The following is a 23,296-nucleotide window of genomic DNA, read 5'->3' on the forward strand; positions in this document are numbered from 1 at the left end:
TCAGCCACCGGCGCTGCCCACCAGTTCCGCCGGCGCGTGTGCGGACATCGCCGGCTCCGGCAGCTTCTGGAAGTAACGCGCCACCAGCCGCGCGTAATACGGATGGGTGCGGTTGAGCTCCTCGTGATTGCCCATGCCGGAGATCCGCCCGCCTTCCAGGAAGTAGATGCAGTCGGCCTGCATCACCGTGGTCAGGCTGTGGGCGACGACGATGTTGGTGCGGCCCTTCATCAGTTCGGCCAGGGCCAGCTTGACCTGGTGCTCGGTCTCGCTGTCCAGCGCCGAGGTGGCCTCGTCGAGGATCAGGATGTCGGGATTGCGCAGGAACATGCGCGCGATCGCGATGCGCTGGCGCTGGCCGCCGGACAGGTTGTTGCCCTGCTCGATCAGCGCGGTGTCCAGCCCTTCGGGCATGCGCTCGATGAAGCCGGCCGCGCCGGCGCGCTCGGCCGCCGCCCACACCATCGCGTCGCTGTACTGCCCGCTCAGGCCGTAGGTGATGTTGTCGCGCACGCTGCCCGGCATCACCGGCGCGCCCTGGGCGACGTAGCCGATGCGGCCGCGCCACGAGGCCAGGCTGAAGCGCTCGATCGGCTCGCCGTCGTACTCGATCGCGCCGCCGCTGGGGCGGTAGAAGCGTTCGATCAGCGACAGGATCGTGGTCTTGCCGTTGCCGCTGGCGCCGACCAAGGCGGTGGTCGTGCCCGGCCGGAAGACCAGATCGATCCCGCGCAGCACCGGCATCTCCTCCCCGCCCGGATAGGCGAAGGACACGTCGCGGAACACCAGGTCGCCGCGCTCGCGCTGCGAGGCGTCGCTGCCCTGCCCGTCGTCTTCGGCCGGCTCCTGCAGCAGCGCGGCGATGCGGGTCGAGGCGCCCTTGGCCTTGTGGAACTCGGCGGTGAAGTGGGTCAGCTGCACGACCGGCGTTGCGACGTTGAGGATGTACAGCACGAACGCGGTCAGGGTGCCGATGGTGATGTCGCCGCGGCTGACCCGGGTGGCGCCGTAGACCAGGATCGCGATCACCGCGGCCATCAGCGCCAGGGTCATCAGCGGTTCGATCCAGACGTTGATCCGCGCCTGGCGCAGCCCGATCCGGCGAATGCCCTCGATCTCCTCGTCGCTGCGCCCGTGCTCGCGCGCCTCGGCGGTGAACGCCTTGACCAGGCGGATCTCCGCGAACACATGGGTGAGGATGCCGCCCAGGCGCGCGGTGCGGTCCTGGGTGCCGCGCGCGAGCCCTTCCAGCAGCATGCCCAGCGGAATCACCAACAGGAACGCCGCGCCGAGGCTGCCGAGCAGCATCAAGGTCAGGCGCAGGTCGAGCAGGAACAGCACGGTGACCGAACCGGCCAGCAGCAGCGCGCTGGTCAGCAGGTTGATCGCCTCGCGGGTGACCAGGTCGGAGATCGACTGGCAGTCGTTCAACACCCGGCTGACCCAGTCGCCGCTGCTGCTGCGGTCGAACGCGGCGATCGGCAGGCCGACCACCTTGCGCACCAGCAGCCGGCGCAGGTTGGCGACCACGCCGTAGCCGACCCGCGACAGCAGGTAGGCGGTCAGCGCCGAGGCCAGCGCGGCGCCGGTCAGCGCCAGCGCGAGCAGGGCGATGTTCTGCGCCTGCACGCCGCCGGCCGGGATCTGGTCGACCACCTGCTTGGTCAGCATCGGGAACGCCAGCGTGCTGGCCACCGCCAGCACCGAACTGGCGGCGGCCGCGGACAGCAGCAGCCGCGGCGGCCGCGCCGCCCGGATCAGCTGCGCCAGCGGGCCGCCGAACGGCCCTCGCCTCGCGCCGTCGCGCTTCACAGAAGCAGTTCCATCTTGCCGAACAGCAACTCGGCCTCGCGGCCGCGCTCGCGCAGCGCCTTCTCGACCACGCGCGCTTCCTTGAACTGGGTGGTCTCCTCCGAATACAGGATGCTGGTGATGTGGGTCAGCCACGGCTCGGCGCCCATCGCGTAGATGAACAGCCGCTCGGGATTGAAGTACTCGTGCATCGCCAGCGCCTTGGCCGAATCGCAGCCGTCCAGGCGCCGCGACTGGTCCTCGCCGCGGGTCAGCATCTTCTGCAGCAGCGGGCCGTACAGCCAGGTCGCCGGCGCGCCGACGCATTCCATGCCCAGGAACAGGCAGTCGATCTTCGGGAACATGGCCTTGAGCGGCGCGTAGAACTCCGGCGCCGGCGGATTGGAGTCGGCGAAGAACAGGTTGACCGACTTGTTCATTTCGATCGCGAACACCAGCTTGGCGCGGATGTCGAGGTCGGCGTGCTCGCCGTAGAACGGCGCGCCGAGGATGCGGCCGCCTTCGAAGCTCACGCTCTCGTATTCGCTGAGCTCGACCACGTTCTGGAAACCGCAGCTTTCCAGCATCAGCTTCAGCGACACGTCGGCCAGGCCGCCGCCGCCGGCGCGGCCGACCACCACCTGGCCGACCTTGTGGCGCAGGCGCAGCAGGGTCTCGAACACCACGTGGTCCTGGTGCGGATGGGTGATCAACACGTAGTCGATATGCGCCGGCAGATCGTCGAAGGTGAAGTGCGGGATCTCGGCTTCGTTGGGATAGCTGATCAGCGGGTCGATCAGGATGCTGACGCCGGCGCACTGGATCATCGCGCAGGCGTGGCCGAAGTAGCGGATGCGCGGCGTATCGCGGGTCCACTCGGCATCGGCGGCGGCCGGCTTGGGCGGTTCCAGCATGCCCTTGAGCAACGGAATCTCGCGCTCGGGTTCCTGCATGTACGGGCGCAGGCGCTCGGCCAGCCCGTCGGGATCGCGGGTGCCGGCGTAGAGCTCGTCCCACAGCGGGTCGCCGAACGGCAGGCTCAGGGTCACCGCGGTCTTGTCGTTCTTGATCTGCGGCGTGCTCAGCACGAAGGTGCGCGGCTCGTAGCTGGCCTTCTCCAGCACCACGGTCTGCAGCTGCGGCGCGTTGAGCGGGCTGTTGTAGAAGATCGATTCGATGAAGCGCGCGCCCGGCTGCTTGCTGACGTCGTAGGCGATGTCCACGCCGTAGCGGATCAGCTCGTCGACCTGCGAGTACAGCGCCGGCACGCCGCTGCCCTTGGCCTGGCTGAACAGCATCTGGTACATGTCGTTGATCGCATCGGCGCAGCGCAGGTGCAGCGCGCAGCGCTCCATGGTTTCGTCGCGGAAGCGGGCCATGTCGGCCGGGTCGCCGGTGTAGTTGATGAACGGGCCGCCCAGCAGCTCGGGCGTGTTCGACGAGACCAGGTGCTGCTCGGGATCGTCGATGAACGAATCCAGCATCGCCAGGTGCGCGTGCTTGGTGTAGAGGCCCAGGGTCAGCGGCGACATCAGGTAGATGTGGGCGAACCAGTTGTTGACCAGCGGAACGCTGCGCACATCGGCGGACAGAGACTGAGTGGTATTCATGGCGACTCGGCTTGGGTGGAAAGGTCTTTGGCCTGGGCGCCGGCGTCGTGCTTGCCGGCGTCGCGCTGCAAGGCAGCGGCCAATACGTGCGCGGGCCAGGCCGCGGCCGCGGCGGCCGCGATCTGCCCGACGTGCGGGAACTTCAAAACGCTCATGTGATCGCCTTGCAGGGTCTGCTCGCGCAGGCGCGAGGCGTAGCGGCTCCAGCCTTCGGCGGCCTCGGCCGGCGACATCAGCGAACGCCGCACGGTCGGCGGCTTGGCCTCGGCCTGGGCGTTCAACAGCACTACTTCGCCCGAGTAATCGGCCTGCGGCTGGTAGCTGGCGTTCAAGTTGGCGGCGAACACCCGCAGCAGCGCCTGGAACTGCGCCAGCGTGGCCCGCGCCGGCATCAGCCCGGCGGCGACCATCGCCGCCAGGGTACGGCGGTCGCGCTCGTCGCCGAGCTGGTCGGCCAGCGCCTGCGTATCCAGCGGCAGGCGCTTGCCGAGGTCCATCTCCAGCAACTCGACGAACTGGGTCAGCACTTCGAGATGATCGGAGTGGCGCACCCGCTGCGGCGGTTCGCAGTCCACCAGGATCAGCGGCGCGACGGCTTCGCCGGCCTGATGCAGGCGCCGCGCCAGTTCGAACGCGATCCAGCCGCCGAACGAGTGGCCGAGCAGGTGGTAAGGCCCGCCTTGCCCCAGCGCGCGCACTTCCGGCAGCAAGGCCTCGACCGCGGCCTCGACGCTGGCGTGCGGAACGCTGCGGCCGTCGTGGCCGCGCGCCTGCAGGCCGACGATCGGCGTGTGCGCGCCGCAGGCCTGGGTCAGCGGCAGGAAGCAACTGACGTTCGCGCCGGCGCCGGGGATGCAGAACAGCGGCGCGGCGCCGGCCTTGCCGGCCTGCACGGTGATCGCGGCGGTGTGCGCGGGCGGCGCCGGCGGCGGATCGCGTTCGCCGTCGTGCAACAGCCCGGCGATGGCCGCGGCCAACGTGGCCGCCAGCGGTTCTTCCATGATCGACTTGTGGGTGCCGCCGATGCGGCGGATGCGCAGGTTGTCGCCGAGCAAGTCGGCCCAGCCGTGCGAAGCGTCCTTGTCGGCGGCGATGTCGGCGGTGAACAGATGCACCGCGATCGGCAGCGGCTGCGGGCGGTAGCTCAGGCAGGCCACCGACAGCCGCTTCATCAGCGCCGCGCGCCAGGTCAGCTCGTCGGCGCCGAAGCTAGGCGGCAGCCAACCGAGGCTGCGCGCGTGCGCCATCGCCGCTTCGATGCTGCCGCGCCGCTCCAGCGCTTCGACTTCGTCCTCGTCCAGGCTCGGGTCCAGATAGCGGATGTGGCTGAACAGGAAATCCCAGCGGAAGCGCTGCTCGTCCTGCGGCATGTCTTCCGGCCGCAGATTGCCGGGGCGGCCGCTGTCGATCAGGCCGAGGAACTCCACGCCCTCGTCCTGGGCCAGCAACTGCTCGGCCATTTCGTAGGCCAGATGGCCGCCGCCGGACCAGCCGGCAAGCCGGTACGGGCCCTGCGGCTGCACGCTGCGCACGACCTCCAGATAGCGCCGGGCCAGGCTCTGCGCGCTGACCTCGCGCTGCGCGTCGGCGCGGTCGGCCTGGATGCCGTAGATCGGCAGGCCGTCGTCGAAATGGCGCGACAGCCGCTCGTAGGACAGCACTTCGCCGGTCGGCTCGTGGATGAAGAACAGCGGCCGGCGCGAGCGGTCGCCGAAGCGGATCGGCACCAGGTGCTGCGACAGCGGCGCCTCGCCGATGCGCTGGGCGCGCGCGGCCACCGCCTGCAGGGTCGGCGTTTCCAGGATGGTGCGCATCTCCACCTGCAGCCCGGCCTTGCGCAAGCGTTCGACCACGTGCACGACCAGCAGCGAATGCCCGCCCAGGTCGAAGAAGCTGTCGTGGCGGCCGATCGGCTCCACTTGCAGCAGCTCGCTCCAGATCCGCGCCAGCGTCTGCTCGGTCTCGCCCTGCGGCGCTTCGAACGGACGCTGCGCATAGGCCTCGCCGTCCGGCGCCGGCAACGCGGCGCGGTCGACCTTGCCGTTGGGCGACAGCGGCAAGCGCTCCAGCACCACGCAGGCGGCCGGCACCATGTACTCGGGCAGCTCGCGCGCCAGCGCGGCGCGCAGCTCGGCGATGGCGGCGACGCCCTCGCCGGCCAGATACGCGACCAGGCGCCGGTCGCCCGGACGGTCCTCGCGCGCCAGCACCACCGCTTCGCGCACGCCGGGCTGACGCAGCAACTGCGCCTCGATCTCGCCCAGCTCGATGCGCTGGCCGCGGATCTTGACCTGATGATCGTTGCGGCCCAGGTACAGCAGGCTGCCGTCGGCCTGCCAGCGCGCCAGATCGCCGGTCTTGTACATGCGCGCGCCGGGCCGCGGCGAGAACGGATCGCGGACGAAACGCTCCGCGCTCAGTTCCGGCCGGTTGAGATAGCCGCGCGCGACCTGCACGCCGCCGATGTGCAGCTCGCCGGCGCTGCCGGCGGGAACCGGCTGGCCGTGGCGGTCGAGCAGATAGATCGCGGTGTTGGCGATCGGACGGCCGATCGGGATGTTGTCCGGCAGTTCGTCCGTATCGCAGGCCCAGGCGGTGACGTCCACCGCCGCTTCGGTCGGGCCGTACAGGTTGTGCAGCTGGGTGTGCGGCAACAGTTCGCGGAAGCGCCGCGCCAATGCGCCGGGCAGCGCTTCGCCGCTGCACATCACCCGCACCAGGCCGCGGCACTGGGCCGGGTCTGCGAGTTCGAGGAACGCCTGCAGCATCGACGGTACGAAGTGCATCGTGGTGATGCGCTCGCGCTGCACGGTTTCGGCCAGGTACTGCGGGTCCTTGTGCCCGTCCGGCCGGGCCATGAACAAGCGCGCGCCGGTCATCAGCGGCCAGAAGAACTCCCACACCGACACGTCGAAGCTCGACGGGGTCTTCTGCAGCACGCTGTCGCCGCCGTTCAAGCCATAGGCCTCCTGCATCCAGCGCAGGCGGTTGACCACGCCGGCGTGCTCGTTCATCGCGCCCTTGGGACGGCCGGTCGAGCCGGAGGTGTAGATGACGTAGGCCAGATGCGCATCGCGCAGGCCGGTTTCGGCCGGATCGAGATCGCTTTCGTCGTAACCGCGCCATTGCGCAGCATCGGCGTCGACTTCCAGCACCGGCCAGTGCACCGCGGCCGGCAGGCCGGCGCGCACTGCGCTGTGGGTCAGCAAGGCCTGCGGCTGGCAGTCCTCGAGCATGTAGACCAGGCGCTCTTGCGGATAGGCCGGATCCAGCGGCACATACGCGCCGCCGGCCTTCAGCACCGCCAGCAGCGCGACCATCATCTCCAGCCCGCGCGGCATCGCCACCGCCACACGCCGGTCCGCACCGACGCCGAGCGCGCGCAGATGCCGCGCCAGCCGGTTGGCCTGGGCGTTGAGTTCGGCGTAGCTCAGGGCGCGGCCGTCTTCTGCCACCGCCACCGCCGCGGGCGTGCGCGCGACCTGCTGCTCGAACAGCTGGTGCACGCACTCGCCTTGCGGGTAGGCGCGCTCGGTCGCGTTCCAGGTCCGCAACGCGAGCGTGCGCTCGGCCGGGGGCAGGATCGCGATGCGTTCCACCGGCTGCGCATCGTCTTCGACCATGCCGCGCAGCAGCGCCTTGAGGTAGCCGATGTGGCGTTCCAGAGTCGCGCGGTCGTACAGGGCGGTGGCGTACTCGACGTTGCCGACGATGCGGCCGTCGCGCTCCTGCAGGCCCAGCGACAGGTCGAACTGGGCCACGCGGCGCTCGCCTTCGTCGAGGTCGCGCAATTGCAGGTCGCCGAACGCGGCCGCGCTGTCATCGGGCTGCGGCGTGTTCTGCCAGGTGAACATCAGCTGGAACAGCGGGCTGTGCGAGAGCGAGCGCACCGGCTTGACCGCCTCGACCACCTGCTCGAACGGCAGCGCCTGATGCGCCTGCGCCTGCAGCACCCGCTCGCGCACCCGCGCCAGCAGTTCGGCGACGCTGGGATCGCCGCTCAGGTCCAGGCGCAGGGCCAGGGTGTTGACGAACAGGCCGATCAACGGCTCCACCTCGACCTGCTCGCGGTTGGCCACCGGCGTGCCGATCACCACCTCGTCCTGCCCGGCCAGGCGCGCGGCCAGCGCCGCCCACGCCGCCAGCACGGTCATGTACAAGGTCGCGCCGTGCTTGCGCGCCAGCGCGCGCAGCGCGTCGCTGAGCGCTGCGTCGAGTTCCAGCTCGACGCTGGCGCCGGCGTAGTCCTGCACCGGCGGGCGCGGCCGGTCGGTCGGCAGCGCGATCAGCGCCGGCGCGCCGGCCAGGGTGCGGCGCCAGTACTCGCTGTGTTCCTGCTGGGCGTCGTTGTCGAACCACTGCCGCTGCCACAGCGCGTAGTCGGCGTATTGCACCGGCAGCGCCGGCAGCGGATCGGTGTCGGTCGCTACGCCGTCGACGGCGTAGGCGCGATACAGCTCGCTGAGCTCGCGCGTGAGCACGACCATCGACCAGCCGTCGGAGACGATGTGGTGCACGGTCAGCAGCAGCACGTGCTCCTGCTCGCCGACGCGCAACAAGCGCGCGCGCGCCAGCGGACCGGCGGCGAGGTCGAACGGCGCGTCGAATTCGCGCTGGGTCGCCTCGGCCAGGGCGTCGGCGCCGGCCTGGCGCAGATCCTCCTCGGCCAGGGCGAAGCCCGCCGCCGCGTCGATCACCTGCACCGGCTGGCCGTCCTGGCGCTCGAAACGGGTGCGCAGCGATTCGTGCCGTTGCGCGATCCGGTCCAGCGCCGCGCGCAGGGCGCGCACGTCCAGCGCGCCGATCAGGCGCAGGCCGCCGGCCATGTGATAGGCCGCGCTGGCCGCCGCGTCGAGCTGGGCGATGAACCACAAACGCTGCTGCGCGAACGACAGCGGCAACGGCTGCGGCCGCGCGCCGGCGACGATCGCCGGCAACGCCGCCGCGCCCTGCCGCGCCGCGGCTTCGGCGAAGTCGCGCAGCACCGGGTGGGCGAACAGCTCCGGCAGGGCCACGTCCAGGTTCAGGCGCTGGCGCAGGCGCGCGGTCATCTGCAACGCGAGCAGCGAATGCCCACCGAGGTCGAAGAACTGGTCGCCGCGGCCGACCCGCTCGACCTGCAGCAGTTCCGCCCAGATCTGCGCGAGCGCGATCTCCACCGTCCCGACCGGCGCTTCGTACGCGCGCGGGCCGAACGCATCGCCTTCCGGCGCCGGCAAGGCGCGGCGGTCGAGCTTGCCGTTGGCGGTCAGCGGCAGGCGCTCCAGCGCCACATAGGCCGCCGGCACCATGTACTCGGGCAGCGAGGCCTGCAGCTTGCTGCGCAGCGACTGCGCGTCGGGCGCGCCCTCGCCGGCGACGAAGTACGCGACCAGACGCTTGTGCCCCGGCACGTCCTCGCGCGCGGTCACCGCCGCTTCGCGCACGCCGTGGCATTGCGCGAGCTTGGCCTCGACTTCGCCCAGCTCGATGCGGAAGCCGCGGATCTTGACCTGATCGTCGTTGCGGCCGAGGTAATCCAGGCTGCCGTCGCTACGCCAGCGCGCCAGGTCGCCGCTCTTGTACATGCGCGCCTGCGCATCGTCCACGAACGGATCGGGCAGGAAACGCTCGGCGGTGAGTTCGGCGCGGCCGTGATAGCCGCGGGCGACGCCGGCGCCGGCGATGTACAGCTCGCCGGTCGCGCCTTGCGGCACCGGTTCGCCGTGCGCGTCGAGCAGGTAGATGCGGGTGTTGGCGATCGGCCTGCCGATCGGGCAATAACCGGCCTCCTCCAGGCACTGCGCGGCTTCGTGGACCACGCAGCCGACCACGGTCTCGGTCGGGCCGTATTCGTTGACCAGGCGCGAATCCGGGCTGATCCGCCGCCACAGCGCCACCGTCGCCGCCGGCAGCGCTTCGCCGCCGACCACGAACAGCTGGCCGGCGCAGCGCTGGCCCAGCGTTTCCAGGCGCTCGCCGAGTGCGCGCAGGTGCGAGGGGGTGATCTTGATCAGCTGCCCCGGCGCGGCCGCGACGATCCACTGCTCCAGGCCGGCAAGCTCGTCGCCTTCGCGCAGCAGATGCGCCGCGCCGCCGCCGATCAGCGGCAGGTAGACGCTGGTGACGGTGGCGTCGAAAGCCACCGGCGAGGACACCACCGAACCGATCGGCGCGCGCCCGGCGTAGTACTGCCAGGCCCAATCCAGGTAATGCGCCAGCCCCGCGTGCTCGACCAGCACGCCCTTGGGCTTGCCGGTCGAACCGGAGGTGTAGATCACGTAAGCCAGATGGCGTTCGTTCAAGCCCAGCGCGACCGGATCCGGATCGGCGCCGGACAGGCGCTGCCACGGCGCATCGGCCTCGTCCACCAGCACGATGCTGGCGGTCATCAGCGCGCGGCTCGACGGCAGCGTCTCTTCCAGCGAAGCCTGGGTCAGCACCGCCTTGGGCTTGCTGTCGTCGAGCATGAACGCCAGGCGCTCGCCCGGGTACTGCGGATCCAGCGGCACATAGGCGCCGCCGGCCTTGAGCGTGGCCAGCATCGCCACGATCAGGTCCGGCCCGCGTTCCAGCAGCAGCGCCACGCGCTGGTCCGGACGCACGCCCGAGGCGATCAGGTGATGGGCCAGACGATTGGCGCGCGCATTGAGCTCGGCGTAGCTCAGCTCGCCGCCGTCCCAGCTCAGCGCGGTCGCCTGCGGCGTGGCCGCGGCCTGGCGTTCGAACCAGGCCTGCGCCAGCGGCTGCGCCGGCGCGGGCTGCGCGGTGGCGTTCCACTCGCGCAGCACCCGCTCGCGCTGCGGCGGCGACAGCAGCGGCAGGCGCGCGATCGCGGTCTGCTCCTGCTCCACCATCGCCCGCAGCAGGGTTTCCCAATGCCCGATCCAGCGCTCGATGGTGGCGCCGTCGAACAGCGCGCGGGCGAACACCACCTCGCACTCCAGGCGGTCTTCGGTTTCGGCCACCGACCACCACAGGTCGTTCTGCGCGACCGCCTCGTCGACCGGCAGGGTGCCGATGCTCAAACCCGGCAGTTCCAGGCCGGCATCGGCCATGTTGTGCATCACGAACACGACCTGATACAGCGGCGTGTAGGCGAGGCTGCGCACCGGCTTGAGCGCTTCGACCACCTGTTCGAACGGCAGGTCCTTGTGCGCCTGCGCGCCCAGGGCGATCTCGCGCACGCGGCCGAGGAATTCGGCCACGCTGGGCTCGCCGCCGAGGTCGAAACGCAGGGCGACGTTGTTGATGAACAAGCCGATCAGCGGTTCCAGCTCGGTGTGGTTGCGGTTGACCATCGGCGTACCGATCACCACCTCGCCCTGCCCCGACAAGCGGCCCAGCAGCGCCGCCCACGAGCCCAGCAGGGTCATGTACAGGGTGGTGCCGTGGCGCTGGCCGAGCTCGCGCAGGGACCGCGCCAGCGACGCGTCGAGGGTGAAGCGGCGGCGTTCGCCGGCGTGCTCCTGCACCGCCGGGCGCGGCCGGTCGGTCGGCAGTTCCAGCAGCGCGGGCGCGCCGCGCAGGTGTTCGGTCCAATACGCCTGCTGGCCGTGCAGCAGCGCGCCGTCGAGCCAGCGGCGCTGCCACAGCGCGTAGTCGGCGTACTGCACCGGCAGCGGCGGCAGCGGATCGGCGTCGCGCGCGGCGGCGTCGGCCGCATAGGCGCGGTACAGCGCGCCGAGTTCTTCCACCAGCACGCCCATCGACCAGCCGTCGGAGACGATGTGGTGCATGGTCAGCAGCAACGCGTGATCGTCGTCGGCCAGGCGCAGCAGGCGACCGCGGATCAGCGGGCCGCGGCTGAGGTCGAACGGCGCGCGCGCCTCGCGCTCGCCGCACGCGGCCAGCTCGGCCTGGGCGTCGGCGCGGTCGCTGAGGTCTTCGTGCGCCAGCGCGAAGCGCGCCTCGGCGAGGATGCGCTGCACCGGCTGGCCGTCGACCGTGTCGAAGCGCGTGCGCAGGGCTTCGTGGCGCTGCACGATCCGGTCCAGCGCCGCTTGCAGCGCATCCCGATCGAGCGCGCCGCGCAGGCGCAGGCCGCCGGCCATGTGGTAGGCGCCGCTGGATTCGGCGCCCATCTGGGCGATGAACCACAACCGCTGCTGGGCGAACGACAACGGCAGCTCGGCCGGACGCTGCCCGGCGCTGAGCGGCGGCAGCGCGGTCTGCGCCGACGCGGCGACGTGGCCGGCGAATCCGGACAGCACCGGATCCAGGAACAGCGTCGCCAGCGGCACCTCGACGCCGAGGCGTTCGCGCAGGCGCGACCCCATCTGCACGGCGAGCAGGGAGTGGCCGCCGAGTTCGAAGAAATGATCGTGCCGGCCGACCTTTTCGACCTGCAGCAGTTCGGCCCAGATCTGCGCCACGGTCTTTTCGACTTCGCCCTGCGGGGCCTCGTAGCCGCGCTGCGCATAGGCCTCGCCGTCCGGCGCCGGCAGCGCGGCGCGGTCGATCTTGCCGTTGGGCGTCAGCGGCAGCTTGTCGAGCACGACGTAGGCGGCCGGCAGCATGTAGTCGGGCAACTCGCGCGCCAGCGCGGCGCGCAGTTCCGCCGCCGCCGGCAGCGCGTCGGCGGCGGCGCCGACGAGATAAGCGACCAGGCGCGGCGCGCCCGGCCGGTCCTCGCGGGCGTGCACCACCGCCTCGGCCACGCCGGGCTGTTGCGCCAGCCGCGCCTGGATCTCGCCCAGTTCGATGCGGAACCCGCGGATCTTGACCTGATGGTCGTTGCGGCCGAGGAATTCGACGCTGCCGTCGCCGCGGCGGCGGCCGAGGTCGCCGGTGCGGTACATGCGCGCGCCTTCGCGCCCGGCGAACGGATCGGGCAGGAAACGCTCGCGGGTGAGTTCTTCGCGATCCAGGTAACCGCGCGCCACGCCGTCGCCGCCGATGAACAGTTCGCCGGCGACGCCTTGCGGCACCGGTTCGCCGTGCGCGTCGAGCAGGTAGATCGCGGTGTTGGCGATCGGATGGCCGATGCCGCCGGGCGCGGCGTCGGCGCGGACGCGATCGATCATCGACCACACCGTGGTCTCGGTCGGGCCGTACATGTTCCACAGCTCGCCGACGCGCGGCAGCAGTTGCGCGGCGAGATCCGGCGGCAGCGCTTCGCCGCCGATCAAGGCCTTGAACTGCGCGCCGCCGCGCCAACCGGCTTCCAGCAACAGGCGCCAGGTCGCCGGCGTGGCCTGCAGCACCGTGGCGCCGCTGGTTTCGATCAGGTCCTTGAGGCGGGCGCCGTCGACGGCCTGCTCGCGCTCGGCCAGGACCACGCGCGCGCCGCGGATCAGCGGCAGCCACAGTTCCAGCGCGGCGATGTCGAAGCTCAGCGTGGTGACCGCGAGCAGGCGGTCGCCGCCGTCCAGGCCGGGCCGCTGGGCCATGCTGGCGAGGAAATTCGCCAGCGTGCGGTGCTCGATCATCACGCCCTTGGGCAGGCCGGTGGAGCCGGAGGTGTAGATGACGTAGGCCAGTTGCGAGGGATTCGCCGGCGCGGCTTCGGCCTCGGGCGCATCCGAAACAGCCGGTTCGCCGGCCTGATCGCGATCGATCTCCAGCACCGCCAGCGAGGCATCCAGCGGCAGCCGCTCACGCACCGCGCTCGTGGTCAGCAGCGCCTTGGGCGCGCTGTCGCGCAGCATGTAGCCCAGACGCTCGGCCGGATACGCCGGATCCAGCGGCACGTACGCGCCGCCGGCCTTCCAGATCGCCAGCAGGCCGACCAGCATCAGCGGCTCGCGCGGCGTGGCGATGGCGACGCGGTCGTCCGCGCCGACGCCGAGCGCGCGCAGGCGCCGCGCCAGCGCTTCGGCGCGGGCGTCGAGTTCGGCGTAGCTCAGGCGCTGCGCGCCCTGCTCCACCGCCACCGTGTCGGGGGTCGCCGCGGCCTGGCGTTCGAACAGGCGGTGCACGCACTCGTTGCCGGCGAACGCGGTCGCGGTGTCGTTCCAGGCGTGCAATTGCTCGTGGCGTTGCGCCTGGTCGAGCACGGCGATGCGCTCGACCGCACGGCCGTCGTCCGCGGCCATGCCGCGCAGCAGCGCCTTCAAATAGCCGACATGGCGCTGCAAGGTCGCGCGGTCGAACAAGGCGGTGGCGTATTCCAGGCTGCCGACGATGCGGCCGCCGTCTTCGCGCAGGCCCAGCGACAGGTCGAACTGCGAGCTGCGGTGCTCGCCGTCCTCCAGGTCGCGCAGTTGCAGCTCGCCCAGCGCCAGTTCCGGCTGCGGCGTGTTCTGCCAGCTGAACATCAGCTGGAACAGCGGGCTGTGCGCGAGCGAACGCACCGGACGCAGGGTTTCCACCACCTGCTCGAACGGCACGTCCTGGTGCGCCTGCGCCTGCAGCACCTGCTCGCGCACCCGCGCCAGCAGATCGCTGACCGTCGGTTGCCCGCTCAGGTCCAGGCGCAGCGCCAGGGTGTTGACGAAGAAACCGATCAGCGGCTCGACCTCGACCCGGGCGCGGTTGGCGACCGGCGTGCCGATCACCACTTCGTCCTGCCCGGCCAGGCGCGCGGTCAGCGCGGCCCAGGCCGCGAGCACGGTCATGTACAAGGTGGTGCCGTGCTTGCGCGACAGCGCGCGCAGCGCGTCGCTGAGCTCGGCGTCGAACTCCAGGTCCAGGCTGGCGCCGGCGTAGTCCTGCACCGGCGGGCGCGGCCGGTCGGTCGGCAGCGCGATCAGCGCCGGCGCGCCGCTCAGGCGGCCGCGCCAGTAGTCGAGCTGACGCTGCTGCACCTCGCCGCTGAGCCAGCGGCGCTGCCACAGCGCGTAATCGGCGTACTGCACCGGCAGCGCCGGCAGCGGGTCGATGTCGACCGCCACGCCGTCGAGCGCATAGGCGCGATACAGCTCGCTGAGCTCGCGCACCAGCACGCCCATCGACCAGCCGTCGGAGACGATGTGGTGCACGGTCAGCAACAACACGTGCTCCTGCTCGCTCACGCGCAGCAGGCGGCCGCGCGCGAGCGGGCCGGCGGCCAGGTCGAACGCGGTCTGCGCTTCGACCCGGGTCCAGTGCGCGATCTGCGCCGGCGCGTCGGCCGGGTCGAGCGCGTGCTGCTGCAGCTCGAAGCGGCCCTGCGCATCGATGAACTGCGCCGGCTGGCCGTCGATGGGTTCGAAGCGGGTGCGCAGCGCCTCGTGGCGTTGCGCGATGCGGCGCAGCGCGGCTTGCAGCGCCGCCGCGTCCAGCGGCCCGTGCAGGCGCAGCCCGCCGGTCATGTGATAGGCCGCGCTGGCGGCCGAATCCATCTGCGCCAGGAACCACAGGCGCTGCTGGGCGAACGACAGCGGCAACGGCTGCGGCCGCTCGCCGGCCGCGATCGGCGGCAGCGAACCGCCCTGCTTGAGCGCAGCGATGCGGGCGAAATCCTTCAGCAGCGGCTGCGCGAACAGATCGGCCAGGGCCACGTCCAGGCTTAGGCGCTGCTGCAGGCGCGCGGTCATCTGCAGCGCCAGCAGCGAGTGGCCGCCGAGTTCGAAGAAATGGTCCTGGCGCCCGACCCGCTCGACCTGCAGCAGTTCGGCCCAGATCTGCGCCAGTTCGCTCTCCACGCCGTCCTGCGGCGCTTCATAGCCGCGCTGGCCGTAGGCGTCGCCTTCCGGCGCCGGCAAGGCGTTGCGGTCGAGCTTGCCGTTGGTCGTCAGCGGCAGCCGCGCCAGCATCACGTAGGCGGCCGGCACCATGTAGTCGGGCAGCTCGCGCGCCAGCGCGGCGCGCAGCTCCGGCGTGTCGGGCACGTCGTCGCCGACCAGATAAGCGACCAGACGCTGGTCGCCCGGCGTGTCCTCGCGTGCGATCACCGCCGCCTCGCGCACCCCGGGCAGACGCGCCAGCTGCGCTTCGATCTCGCCGAGCTCGACGCGGAAGCCGCGCAACTGCACCTGGTTGTCGATGCGGCCGAGATAGATCATCTCGCCCGAGTCCAGGGTCTTGGCCAGATCGCCGGAGCGATACAGGCGCCCGCCGGGCTGGAACGGATCGGGCAGGAAGCGCTGGCGGGTCAGCTCGTCGCGGTTGAGATAGCCCTGGCCGACGCCGAGGCCGCCGACGTAGAGCTCGCCCGGCACGCCCGGCGGCAGCAGCCGCTGGCGTTCGTCGAGCACATAGGTGCGCGTGGTCGGGATCGGCACGCCGATGTTGCAGGCGCCGCTGTCCAGGTCTTCGCGCTGCAGCCGCTTGAAGGTGACGTGCACGCAGGTTTCGGTGATGCCGTACATGTTGACCAGGGCGACGTGCGGATGCGCGTCGTGGAACGCGGCCAGCCGCGACGGGCTCAGCGCTTCGCCGCCGAACACCACGTAGCGCAGCGCGCGCAGGCCCGGCTCGTCCCGGCGCAGCGCGGCGTCGGCGAGGTGGTAGAACGCGCTCGGAGTCTGGTTGAGCACGCTCACGCCCTCGCGCTCCAGCAGCGCCAGGAAACGCTGCGGATCCTTGCGCTCGGCCTGCGCCACCATCGCCAGGCGGCCGCCGTACAGCAGCGCGCCGTAGATCTCCCACACGGTGAAGTCGAACGCGTAGGAGTGGAACATCGACCACACGTCGTGTTCGTCGAAACGGAACTGCAGGCGGTCGTTGATCAGCAGGCGGACCACGTTGCGGTGGCTCAGCAGCGCGCCCTTGGGCCGGCCGGTCGAGCCGGAGGTGTAGATCACGTAGATCGGATCGTCGGCGCCGGCCAGCGGCGCGGGATCGGCGTCGCTGCTCGCGGCCAAGGCTTCGGCCTCGGCGTCCAGCGCGATCGCGGCGACGCCGCAGTCGGGCAGTTCGGCCGCGCGCGCGGCGCTGGTCAGCACGTAGCGGCAGCCGCTGTCCTCCAGGGTCAAGCGCACGCGGTCGGCCGGATAGTCCGGGTCGATCGGCACGTAGGCGGCGCCGGCCTTGGCCACCGCCAGCATCGCCACGATCATCTGCGGACTGCGGTCCAGGCACAGCGCGACGCGCTCGCCCACGGCGATGCCGCGCGCGCGCAGCAGGTGCGCGAGGCGGTTGGCGCGGCGGTTGAGTTCGGCGTAGCTCAGGCGCTCGTCGCCGAGGTTGACCGCGATGCGCTCGGGCGTGCGCGCGACCTGCTCCTCGAATAGCTGCGGCACCGTCTTGTCGCTGGGATAGCCGGCGTCGGTGTCGTTCCAGCCCAGCACGCGGCTGCGTTCGGCCTCGTCCAGCAGCGCCGCGTCGTCGATGCGCGCTGCCGGGTCGTCGGCGCCGGCGCGCAGCAGGCGCACGAAGTGGCCCATCATCTGCTCGATCAGCCAGGCGTCGAAGAAGTCGGCGTTGTAGGCCAGGCGCGCCTGGAAACCCTCGCCTTCCGGATACAGCTGCAGGTGCAGGTCGTACTTGCCGTGGCCGAGGTTGGTCTCCAGCACGGTCGCGGCGATGTCGCCGCTGCGCAGGCGGCGGCCGCTGCGCTCGTCGTACTGGAACAGCACGTCGAACAGCGCGGTGCGGCTCATGTCCTTGACCGGGTCCAGCGCCAGGGTCAGGCGCTCGAACGGCAGGTCCTGGTGCTGCAGCGCGCGCCGGCGCTGGTGCGCCAGCGCCTGCGACAGGCCGGCGAAATCGGTGTGCGGGTCGATCCGGGTGCGCAGCACCAGCAGATTGGCCAGCGGCCCGACCAGGCCGTCGAAACCGGGCCGCGCGCGGCCGTCGGCGCTGACGCCGATCACCAGTTCGTCGTGGCCGGTGTAGCGGCGCAGGAAGGCGTGGAAGCCCGCCAGCAGCACGTCTTCGACCGCCAGGCCGCGTTCTTGCGCGCGCCGGCGCAGGCGCGCGCCGAGCTCGCCGTCGATGGCGAAGGCGTGGCGCGCCGCGGTGTAGGTGTGCACCGCCGGACGCGGCCGGTTCAACGGCAGTTCCAGCGCCTGCAGGCGGTCGTGCAACTGCTGCTTCCAGTAACGCAGGCCGGTGTCGACGAACTCGGCCGGCTGCGCGGCCTGCCAGCGGGCGAAGTCGCTGTATTGCAGCGGCGCGGGCGCCGACGCCGGCTTATGTCCTGCGACCAATGCCGCGCAGGCATCGACCAGCTCCTGCGCCACGGTCTGCAGCGATGCGCGATCGGCAAGGATGTGATGGACGACCACGCACAGCAGCGCGCGGCCGGCGCCGCGCCACAGCGCGGCGCGGACCAGGCGGTCGCGGCCGAGCGCGAACGGCTGCGCGGCCTCGGCCAGCGCCGCTTCGAGCGGATCCTGCTCGCGCAGGTCGATGCAGTCCAGCGCGATCGCGCCGTCGCGTTCGGGCTGGCTCCACACCGTCGTGCCGTCGCTGCGGATCGCGGTGCGCAAGGCCTCGTGGCGCGCGATCACCGCATTCAGCGCGGCTTCGATGGTGCGCGCCGACAGGCCCGGATCGAACTCCAGCAGCAGCGGCAGGTTGTGGTAGACCGGCGAATGCGCGTAGACCTTGCCGGTCTCGAACGCATCGATGAACCACATCCGGTTCTGGTGGTACGACAGCGCATGGCGTTCGCTCTGCGGTTCGGCCGCGGCTGCGGCTTGCGGCTCGGGCGCAGGCAACTGCGCCGGCAAGGCCAGCGTGCCCGGCAGCGCCAGCTCGTCCAGGCGCGTCTGCGGCGCCGCGGCCAGTTCGCTCAGCAGCGCGTTGAAATGCGCGGCCAGCCGCTCGATGGTGTCGGCGTGGAACAGCGCCTGCGCGTACTCGTACGCCAGATGCAGCGCGCCGTCGCGCTCGGTCACGTAGACGGTGAGGTCGAACTTGGCGGTGTGCTCCGGCGCCGGCAGCGCCTGCATCGCCAGCCCGGACAGCTCCAGCCGCTCCATCGGCATGTTCTGCATCAGCAGCATGACCTGGAACAGCGGCGGCATGCCGGCCTTGCGCGCCGGCTTGACCGCATCGAGCACGCGCTCGAACGGCAGACCCTGGTGGGCGTAGGCGCCGAGCAGGTTGGCGCGGACCTGGCGCAGCAGTTGCTCGAAGCGCTGCTGCGCATCGATGCGGGTGCGGATCGCCAGGGTGTCGAGGAACAGGCCGATCATCGGCTCGAGCTCGGCGCGGTCGCGGTTGGCCACCACCGTGCCCAGGCAGATGTCGCTCTGCGCGTTGTAGCGCGACAGCAGCACGCTCAGCGCCGCGGTCAGCACCATGAACGGCGTGGCGTGCTCGCGCCGGGCCAGTTCGGCCAGCGCGGCGCTGGCCGCGGCCGGCAGCGCGGTCTCGAACATCGCGCCCTTGAAGTTCTGCTCGGCCGGGCGCGGCTTGTCGATCGGCAGCGCCGAGGTCGCCGGCGCGCCGGTCAGGTGCGAGCGCCAGTAGTCCAGGTGGCGGCGCTCGTTGTCGGCGTCCATCGCCTCGCGCTGGGCCAGGGCGTAGTCGGCGTACTGCAGCGGCAGCGCAGGCAGCGGATCGACCGAGTGCGCCACGCCTTCGACGGCATAAGCGCGGTACAGCGCGCCCAGCTCGTGGATCAGCACGCCCATCGACCAACCGTCGGAGACGATGTGGTGCATGGTCAGCAGCAGCGCGTGCTCGTGCTCGCTCACCTTGAGCAGGCGGCCGCGCACCAGCGGGCCGGCGCTCAGGTCGAACGGCTGTTCGGCTTCGATCTCGCTCCAGTATTCGATTTCCGCGGCGCTGTCGGCGGCCGCGCCGATGTCCTGGCGCAGCAGGGCGAAGCCGGCGGCGGCGCCGATGCGCTGCACCGGTTGCCCGTCGACCACGGCGAAATGGGTGCGCAGCGCCTCGTGGCGCTGCACGATCCGGTCCAGCGCCGCCTGCAGCGCGTCCACGTCCAGCGGCCCGAGCAGGCGCAGCCCGCCGGGGATGTGGTAGGCCACGCTGGCCTGCGCGCCCATCTGCGCGATCATCCACATGCGCTGCTGGGCGAACGACAGCGGCAGCGCCTGCGGACGCTCGCCGGCGCGCAGCGGCGCCGCCGCCGCGCCGCCCGGGCGCGACGCCAGCGCGGCGAACGCGCTCAGCACCGGCTGGGCGAACAGATCCGACAGCGAGATTTCGAGGCCGAGCCGCTCGCGCACCCGCGAGCTCATCTGCACCGCCAGCAGCGAATGGCCGCCGAGTTCGAAGAAGTGGTCCTGCCGCCCCACCCGCTCGACCTGCAGCAATTCTTCCCAGATCCGCGCCAGCGCGGTTTCGACTTCGCCGTGCGGCGCCTCGTAGGCGCGCTGCGCATAGGCCTCGCCTTCCGGCGCCGGCAACGCGCGACGGTCGAGCTTGCCGTTGCGGGTCAGCGGCAGCGCGTCGAGCGCGACGTAAGCGGCCGGCACCATGTACTCCGGCAGCTCGCGCGCCAGCGCCGCGCGCAGGCCGGCGCTGTCGGGCAAGGCGTCGCCGACCACGTAGGCGACCAGGCGCTTGTCGCCCGGGCTGTCCTCGCGCACGTCCACCGCCGCTTCGCGCACGCCGGGCACGCGGCGCAACTGCGCCTCGATCTCGCCCGGCTCGATGCGGAAGCCGCGGATCTTGACCTGCTGGTCGTTGCGGCCGACGAATTCGATGCTGCCGTCGGCGCGCCAGCGGCCGAGGTCGCCGGTGCGGTACATGCGCGCGCCCTCGCGTCCGGCGAACGGATCGTCGAGGAAGCGCTCGGCGCTGAGCTCGGGGCGGTTGAGATAACCGCGCGCCACGCCGGCGCCGCCGATGTACAGCTCGCCCGGCACGCCCGCCGGCACCGGCTGGCCGCGCGCGTCGAGCAGATACACCGAGGTGCCGGCGATCGGCCGGCCGATCGGCACCGACGCGGCGTCGGCGGCGATGCGCACGATCTCGCAGGTGGTCGCGTACGTGGTGGTCTCGGTCGGGCCGTAGCAATGGATCAGATGGCGCGGCCCGCCCTGGGCCAGCACCGCGGCGAACTTGGAGGCGTCGGCGCGTTCGCCGCCGCACAGCAGATAACGCAGCCCGGCCAGCGCTTCGGGAATCGCCAGCGCGTACTGGTTGAACAAGGCGGTGGTGACGAACATCGCCGTCACCTGCTGTTCGCTCAGCGCCTGGGCCAGGCGCTGCGGCGCGATCAGCACGTCGGCGTCGATCACCACCAGCACGCCGCCGTTGAGCAGCGCGCCCCACACTTCCATGGTGGTGGCATCGAAGGCCGGATTGGAGGCGAACGCGATCCGGTCGCTGGCGTCGAACGGCGCGTAGCCGTTGTCGCGCACGACCCGGCCGATGGCGCGATGCGGCACCATCACGCCCTTGGGCTGTCCGGTCGAGCCGGAGGTGTACATCACGTAGGCGATGGCCTCGCTGTCGATCCGGCGCTCCGGGTCGTGCTCGGGCTGCGCGCGCAGGTCGAGCGCATCCAGGTCGAGCCGGCGCGCGCCGTCCAGCGCCGGCGCGGCGTGGCCGGAGCGGCTCAGCACCAGCGCCGCGGCGCTGTCGGCGAGCAGGAACGCCTGGCGCTCGGCCGGCGCGTTCTGGTCGATCGGCACGTAGAACGCGCCGCACTTGAGGATCGCGATCTGCGCGGCGACCAGGTCGATCGAGCGCTCCAGCAGCACCGCCACCGCATCGCCCGGATTCACGCCCTCGGCGATCAGGCGATGCGCGAGCCGGTTGGCCGAACGGTTGAGCGCGTCGTAACCGATCCGGCGGCTGCCGTGCACCACCGCGACCGCATCGGGCGTGCGCGCGGCCTGGCGTTCGAACAATTCGTGGATGCAGGCCTTCTGCGCGTACTCGGCGCCGGCGGCGCCCCAGGTGCGCAGCAGGCGCTGGCGTTCGGCTGGCGCGAGCGCGTCGATGCGCCACGACGGCGTCTGCGGCGCGTGTTCCAGCGCCTGCACCGCCTGCTCCAGCACGCGCTGCAGGTAGTCGCAGACGCGGCCGGCATCGACTTCGGCCACGACTTGTAGGCCGAGGTGGAAATCGCCGCCGAGGTCGTCCACCGACAAACTCAGCGGATAGTTGTGGCGCTCCTGCGCGGCCAGCACCTCGATGCCGGCGCCGAGCGCGGCGGCATCGTCGACGGCATGCTCGGGCGAGCTGTGGCGGTAATTGAGCAGCGCCGAGAACAGCGGCGTCGACGCCGGCAGCGCGCTGCAGCGCTGGGCCAGCGCCAGCGGCGCGTGTTCGTGCCAGACCAGTTCCGACAGGCTGGCGTGGGCGGCCAGCACGCCTTCGCGCACGCCGACCTCGCCCAGGCGCACGCGCAGCGGCAAGGTGTTGATGAACAGGCCCATGGCGCGGTCGGCGCGGGCGCCGCCGTGCATGCGGCCGAACAGCACCGTGCCGAACACGGCCTCGTCGCGGCCGGTGGCCTTGGCCAGCACTTGGCCCCAGGCCCAGTGGAACACGCTCGCGGCGCTGACGCCGAGCGCCTTGGCCTGCTCGCGGATGCGCTGCGACAGCGCCGGGTCGAGCAATCGCTGGGCTTCGCGGATGTCCTGGCCGGCGTTCTGCACGTCCTTGAGGCCGAACGGCGCGGTGGTCTCCTCGACATCGCCCAGGACGCGGCGGAAATAGTCTTCGTGTTCGGCCACGCTGACGCCCAGGCGCGCGCGGGCGACGAAGTCGCGGAACGGCACCGGCTCGGGCAGTTCGCTTTCGCGGCCGTCCTGGATCAGGGTCAGCTCCTGCATCAGCAGGTCGCTGGTGACGTGGTCCATGATCAGGTGGTGCTGCAACAGCACCAGCAGCCAGCGCTGGCCGGCCGCGTCGAACGCGGCGAAGCCGCGCATCTGCGGCGCGCTGCGCACGTCGATGCGGTAGTGCGCCGGGTCGGTGTAGGCGCGCAGCTGGCTTTCGATGTCGGGCCCGTCGAACACCAGGGTCTCGACTTCCAGCGCGGCGTTGCGCCACACCACCTGCACCGGCTCGTCCAGGCCTTCCCACAGCACCGCGGTGCGCAGCACGTCGTGGCGGTCGATCGCGGTCTGCAGGGCGCGCGCGAAGCCGTCCAGGCGCTCGCGCGAATCGAACGCCAGCGTGGTCGACAGCAGGTAGGGATCGCCCTGCGCCTGCAGCAGGTGATGGAACAGGATGCCTTCCTGCAACGGCGCCAGCGGGTAGATGTCCTGGATGTTGGCCGCGCCGCCGGGCACCGAGTCGACGATGCGCGCGAGCTGGCTCTCGTCCAGCCGCACCAACGGCAGCAGGTCCGGCGTCAGCGCGGTGGCGCCGGCCGGGATCGGGTTCGGCGGCACCGCCACTTCGCGCGTTTCGCGCTGGCGCGATCGCTCCAGCGCCCGCGCCAGGCCGGCCAGGGTCGGCTGCGCGAACAGGGTGCGGATGTCGGCCTGCAGGCCGCGCGCGCGCAGGCGCTCCATCAGCTGCACGGCCAGCAGCGAATGGCCGCCGGATTCGAAGAAGTGATCGTTGCGGCCGACCTGCTCGCGCTGCAGCAGCTCGGCCCAGATCTGCGCCAGGGCGATTTCGGTCGCGCCCTGCGGCGCCTGGAAATCGCGCTGCGCGTAGGCGTCGGCGTCCGGCGCCGGCAGCGCCAGACGGTCGAGCTTGCCGCTCGGCGTCAGCGGCAGGCGTTCGAGCGCGACGAAGGCCGACGGCAGCATGTACTCGGGCAGCTCGCGCGACAGCGCCGCGCGCAGCTCGGCCGCCGGCGCGATGTCGGCGCCGACCAGGTAGGCGACCAGGCGTTTGTCGCCGGGACGGTCCTCGCGTGCGTGCACCACCGCCTCGGCGATGCCCGGCAGACGGCGCAGCAGCGCCTCGATCTCGCCCGGCTCGACCCGGAAACCGCGGATCTTGAGCTGATGGTCGTTGCGGCCGAGGAACTCGATGGTGCCGTCGGGCAGCCAGCGGCCGAGGTCGCCGCTGCGGTACATGCGCGCGCCCTCGCGGGCGGCGAACGGATCGGCGAGGAAACGTTCGGCGCTGAGTTCCGGGCGATTGAGATAGCCGCGGGCGACGCCGGCGCCGCCGATGTAGATCTCGCCGGGCGAGCCTTCCGGCACCGGCTCGCCGTGCGC

At 71.6% G+C, this 23,296-nt stretch carries 3 protein-coding genes (1 of these 3 only partly in view); all 3 read right to left on the reverse strand.

Translation table 11 applies throughout. The annotated features are described in order from the left end of the window. Tightly spaced (each overlapping or abutting the next), the 3 genes in view from A7A76_RS08675 to A7A76_RS08685 form a layout consistent with a single transcriptional unit that may run on beyond the window. The gene (locus A7A76_RS08675) at positions 1-1,812 is read right to left on the reverse strand and encodes an ABC transporter transmembrane domain-containing protein (protein ID WP_206410826.1); all 1,812 of its coding nucleotides are present in this window, start codon (positions 1,810-1,812) and stop codon (positions 1-3) included. Then, positions 1,809-3,401: an MBL fold metallo-hydrolase gene (locus A7A76_RS08680; RefSeq protein WP_206410827.1), complete on the reverse strand. Its 1,593-nt coding sequence runs from the start codon at positions 3,399-3,401 to the stop codon at positions 1,809-1,811. Before A7A76_RS08680 ends, A7A76_RS08675 begins: the two co-directional genes overlap by 4 nt. Continuing rightward, positions 3,398-23,296: the 3' portion of a non-ribosomal peptide synthetase gene (locus A7A76_RS08685; RefSeq protein WP_206410828.1), read on the reverse strand. It continues 5,694 nt past the right edge of the window; only the last 19,899 of its 25,593 coding nucleotides appear in the window; the start codon falls outside the window, past its right edge — the gene reads right to left on this strand; it ends in the stop codon at positions 3,398-3,400. Before A7A76_RS08685 ends, A7A76_RS08680 begins: the two co-directional genes overlap by 4 nt.

This window comes from Lysobacter enzymogenes (assembly GCF_017168095.1).
GTDB classification, from domain to species: Bacteria; Pseudomonadota; Gammaproteobacteria; order Xanthomonadales; family Xanthomonadaceae; genus Lysobacter; species Lysobacter enzymogenes_D.